Origin of the sequence: Mesorhizobium sp. B3-1-9 (assembly GCF_006439595.1) — a bacterium.
Lineage (GTDB): Bacteria > Pseudomonadota > Alphaproteobacteria > Rhizobiales > Rhizobiaceae > Mesorhizobium.
On the sequence record NZ_VFTJ01000048.1, the window covers coordinates 1 to 4,542 of the forward strand.

Below are 4,542 nucleotides of genomic sequence, written 5' to 3' on the forward strand. Positions count from 1 at the left end.
CCCCCCACCCTTGGGGGGCAGGGGGAGGTGATGCTTGCGCCGAGTGCCCTTCGTGTGTCCGTTCGCGGCGGTTGCCAGGTGGTTCCCCCACTCCGTCTCGGCTTCGCCGAGCCACCTCTCCCCCCTCCGGAGGGAGAGGAAGGAGGCTGGCTGGAAGGCGCTGACATCGATGATCTGTCTTTCTGCTGAAGACCAAAAAGGTGTGGCGCGCTCCGACGGGGTGGAGCGCGCCACGGGGCGCAGGGAGATACGCCCTTATTTCTTCTTCAGCACGGCGTCGGCCTTGGCCGCCGCGTCCTTCAAACCGGCCTCGGGGTCGCCGCCAAGATAGATCTTCTGCATGGCGTCCGACGTGATCTGGGCGATCTCTTCCCAGCCGGGGATGACCGGCGCGAAGCGGGCGTCGGGCAAGAGCGCGGTGAAGGCGGCGAGGTCGGCGTTGTTGACGTAATAGTCCATCTTCGCCTCTTCCTTGTTCACCGGCAGGAAGCCTTCGCCTTGCGTGAACTTGGCGCGCTGCTCCTTGGTGAACAGGAAGTCGAGCAGCTTCCAGGCCTCGTCCTTGTTCTTGGAGTTCTTGAACATGATGATGCTATCGGTGACGCCATAGGTGCCGCGCGCGCCGGTCGGGCCGGCGGGGATGGCGGCGACGCCGTATTTCAGGTTCGGCGCTTCTTCCTTGATCTGGTTGGACAGGAAGGGCGCGGTGATCATCATGCCGACCTTGCCCTGCTTGAACAGGTTCTGCACGTCCTCGCGGTTGTTGGAGGTGACGCCGGGTTCCGTCAGGCCCTCGTCGATCATCGACTTGTAGAGCTTGGCGGCTTCCAGCGCGCCGGGCGTGCTCAGGCCGGACGTGCCGTCCTTGTTGAGGATCTCGGTGCCCTGCGACCACATCGCATAGTAGTAATAGACGTCGGTCTCGATCTCCTTGCCCTGCAGGCCGAAGCCGAAAGCGCCTTGAGCCTTGATCTTGCGGGCATCTTCCTGCAGCTCGGTCCAGGTCGCCGGCGGCTTGGCGATGCCGGCCTTCTCGAACAGCTCCTTGTTGTAATACATGGCGCGCGCGGAAGCCGCGATCGGCAGGCCGTAAGTGTGGCCGTCCATGATCGAGGGCTGCAGGAAGGTGTCGATGAAGCGGTCCTTGAATTCCGGCTTGATGTAGCTGTCGAGCGGCTCGGCGACATCCTGCTGGACGAAGTCGATCAGCCAGCGCGTGCCGATGATCGAAAGGTCGGCATTGGTGCCGGCGGTGATGTCGGTGGTGAGCTTCTGCAGCAGCACATCCCACGGCACCACTTCATACTTGATGGTGATGCCGGGATTGGCCGCCTCGAATTCCTTCTTCACTTCCTCGAAATAGGGGCCGGTCTTGGCGCTGTATTCGGCGACGGTGACGCGCACCTCGCCGGCACCGGCAGGTGCGGCAAAAGCCAGCATGCTCATTCCGGCCAACAGGCCGACAGTCCATTTCGCAAGGCTCATCTGATCTCTCCCATTGATGCACGTTGGCGCCTGGACCCTTTGGGGCGCAGGATTTATGTTACTTTCCTACATTATCCATCATTTCGCGCCATGCAAGCGGATTATCATGTTGCTTAATTACATTTGCATGGTTAGCCTGCCGGCTTAAAATGAGGGTGGAGGAGCGGGCAAATTGGGTTCGAAAGCCGAGTTCGAAGGCAAGACAATTGTCGTCACCGGCGCCGGCGGCGGCCTCGGTTCGGCGATCGTCGAGCTCATGGCGGAGCGCGGCGCGCGAATCGTCGGCTGCGACCAGTCGACGGAAGCGCTGGCCAGCCCGCATATCGCGTCGCGCCATGTCTTCAACCTGCTCGACCGGGCCTCGATCGAAGCGGCGATCCCCGCGCTGCTCGACAAGGACGGCGTCCCCGACATCCTGATCAACAATGCCGGCTGGACGCGCGCCGAGACCTTGAAGGCGCTGACGGCGGACAAAATCGAGCAGGAGCTCGACCTCAATTTGACCGGCGTGATGACTTTCGCCGATCCGCTGATCAAGGCGATGGCCGGGCGCGGTTCTGGCAGCGTCGTCTTCATTTCCTCGGTCAACGCCATCGCGCATTTCGGCAATCCGGCCTATGCCGCGGCCAAGGCCGGCATCAACGCCTATGCCAAATCGATCGCGGTCGAGCTCGGCCGCAGCGGGTTGCGGGCCAATGTCGTGTGCCCGGGGTCGATCCGCACCGCCGCCTGGGACCATCGCCTGGCCAAGGATCCCGAGATCCTCGGCCGGCTGCAGCGGCTCTATCCACTCGGCCGCATCGTCAACGCACGGGAAGTGGCCGAGGCCGTCGCCTTCCTTGCCTCCGAGCGCGCTTCCGGCATAACAGGTGCCGTGGTGCCCGTGGACGCCGGACTGACGGCCGGCTACCTGCCTTTCATCGACGATATATTGGGAGCGTGACCATGACCGACGTCCAGTTCCGCAACCTGTCGAAATCCTTCGGCCAGCACAAAATCCTCGAGGACATCAACCTCGACATCCGGACCGGCGAGTTCGTCGTGCTGGTCGGCCCGTCCGGCTGCGGCAAGTCCACCCTGCTGCGCATGCTGGCAGGGCTGGAGGCGATCACCTCCGGCGATCTCGTCATCGGCGGCACGCGCGCCAACGAGCTGCCGCCGCAGAAGCGCAACATCGCCATGGTGTTCCAGTCCTACGCGCTGTTCCCGCATTTGAAGGCTGCGGAAAATATCGGCTTCGGCCCGAAAATCCGCGGCGAGAACCGCGCCGCGATCGACGACAAGGTCAAGAAGGCGTCGGGCGTGCTCAACCTCTTCTCCTATCTCGATCGCTATCCGCGGCAATTGTCGGGCGGCCAGCGCCAGCGCGTCGCCATGGGCCGCGCCATCGTGCGCGAGCCTTCGGTCTTCCTCTTCGACGAGCCGCTTTCCAATCTCGACGCGCAATTGCGCGTGCAGATGCGCACCGAGATCAAGGCGCTGCACCAGCGGCTGAAATCGACCATCGTCTACGTCACCCACGACCAGATCGAGGCGATGACCATGGCCGACCGCATCGTCGTGATGGATCGCGGCCGCATCCAGCAGGTCGGCCAGCCGCTGGAGCTCTATGACCGGCCGGCCAACAAATTCGTCGCCGGCTTCATCGGCTCGCCCTCGATGAGTTTCGTTTCCGGCGCGCTCAAGACGGCTGGAGCCAACTCCTGGTTTGAAACGACGAGCGGCGGCCGACTGGCGCTTTCGGGCAAGGCCACGTCCGGCGGCGACACGGTCGAGGCCGGCATCAGGCCCGAGCATTTCGTGGTTGGCGCCGGCGACGACGCCCTCGCCATCAAGGTCGATGTCGTCGAGCCGACCGGGTCGGAAACGCATGTCTATGGCTCGGTCGGCGACGACACTGTGCGCGCGGTGTTCCGCGACCGGCTGCAGGTAAAGCCGGGCGACCGGCTGCCGGTGAGCGTGGACCCGCGCAACATCCACCTCTTCGACAGGGCGACAGGCCTGCCGCTCTGAGATGATGACATGAAGACCCCGGCCGACATCATCACCCGCCTGCAATTGATGTCGCAGGACGGCACCAAGTCCGATCGCCGGCTAGCCGGGCTGGTGCTTTCCGACCTCGATTTCGCCTCCAAAGCCGCGATCTCGGAGATCGCCGCGCGCGTCGGGGTCAGCGAGCCGACCGTCACCCGCTTCTGCCGCAATCTCGGTTGCGAGGGCCTGCGCGATTTCAAGTTCTACCTGGCGCAGGCGATCGCCATCGGCGGCCAGTATCTGTCGCCGGAGCCGCTCAGCCGCGACGCGCGCGAGCAGCGCATCGCCTCGGCGATAACCGAAGCGGCGATCGCCGCCATCCAGCGCGCCAGCGAAAACCTCGACATGACGACGCTGATGGATGTCGCCGCCCGCATCGCCGCTTCCGGCAACGTGCTGTGCATCGGCTCGGGCGGCATTTCCTCGATGATGGCGACCGAGATGCAGAACCGGCTGTTCCGGCTCGGCCTGTCGGCGCTCGCCCAGATCGACGGCCAGCTGCAGCGCATGTATGCCGCGGTGGCGACGCCCGAGACGACGCTGGTCGCCTTCTCGGTGTCGGGCTATGCGCGCTCGGTGATCGAGGCGGTCGAAGTGGCGCAGCAATATGGCGCCGCCACCGTCGCCATCACAGCGCCGGACTCCGCGCTGGCAAAAGCCGCCGACACGGTGATTCTTTTGCAGTCGGTCGAGGACGGCAACATCTACAAGCCGACCTCGTCGCGCTACGCGCTTTTGGCCATCCTCGACATGATCGCCACCACGGTGGCGGAATCACGCGGCCCGAAAGTGCTGGAGAATTTGCGCCGCATCAAGCAGAGCGTGAACACGCTGAAGGTGGACGATCCGAGGCTGCCGCTGGGCGATTGAGCGGTTGCAGTGGCTTGCGCCGTCAGCGCTGGCGATCCCTCGCGCCCTCCTCTGGCGGCTACGCGATGCACATCTTCTGTGACTGGCGTGACTGATCAGACCTGAGGCTTGATTGCCACGTGGTTCCCCCAATCCGTCGCTGCTTCGCAGCGC

General features: G+C 64.2%; 4 protein-coding genes. 3 read left to right on the forward strand and 1 reads right to left on the reverse strand.

Translation table 11 applies throughout. The annotated features are described in order from the left end of the window. Positions 1-255 precede the first annotated feature (255 nt). The gene (locus FJW07_RS31480; protein WP_140710912.1) at positions 256-1,485 is read right to left on the reverse strand and encodes a sugar ABC transporter substrate-binding protein; all 1,230 of its coding nucleotides are present in this window, start codon (positions 1,483-1,485) and stop codon (positions 256-258) included. Between the two features lie 172 nt (positions 1,486-1,657). On the opposite strand from FJW07_RS31480, the gene FJW07_RS31485 reads away from it, so the two are divergent. The 3 genes from FJW07_RS31485 to FJW07_RS31495 are packed head-to-tail and all read left to right on the forward strand — an operon-like array spanning position 1,658 to position 4,389. After that, on the forward strand, positions 1,658-2,428 hold the full coding sequence (locus tag FJW07_RS31485) for an SDR family oxidoreductase (RefSeq protein ID WP_140860930.1): 771 nt from the start codon (positions 1,658-1,660) through the stop codon (positions 2,426-2,428). 2 nt (positions 2,429-2,430) lie between these two features. Continuing rightward, the gene (gene ugpC / locus FJW07_RS31490; RefSeq protein ID WP_140860932.1) at positions 2,431-3,498 is read left to right on the forward strand and encodes a sn-glycerol-3-phosphate ABC transporter ATP-binding protein UgpC; all 1,068 of its coding nucleotides are present in this window, start codon (positions 2,431-2,433) and stop codon (positions 3,496-3,498) included. 9 nt (positions 3,499-3,507) lie between these two features. Beyond that, positions 3,508-4,389, forward strand: coding sequence for a MurR/RpiR family transcriptional regulator (locus FJW07_RS31495; protein ID WP_140659278.1), 882 nt, complete (start codon positions 3,508-3,510; stop codon positions 4,387-4,389). The last annotated feature ends 153 nt before the right edge of the window (positions 4,390-4,542 follow it).

Bases quoted from the DNA above. Each gene is read 5' to 3' on its own strand.
- FJW07_RS31480 (WP_140710912.1), bottom strand. From the start codon at position 1,485: ATGAGCCTTGCGAAATGGACTGTCGGCCTGTTGGCCGGAATGAGCATG.
- ugpC (WP_140860932.1), top strand. From the start codon at position 2,431: ATGACCGACGTCCAGTTCCGCAACCTGTCGAAATCCTTCGGCCAGCAC.
- FJW07_RS31495 (WP_140659278.1), top strand. From the start codon at position 3,508: ATGAAGACCCCGGCCGACATCATCACCCGCCTGCAATTGATGTCGCAG.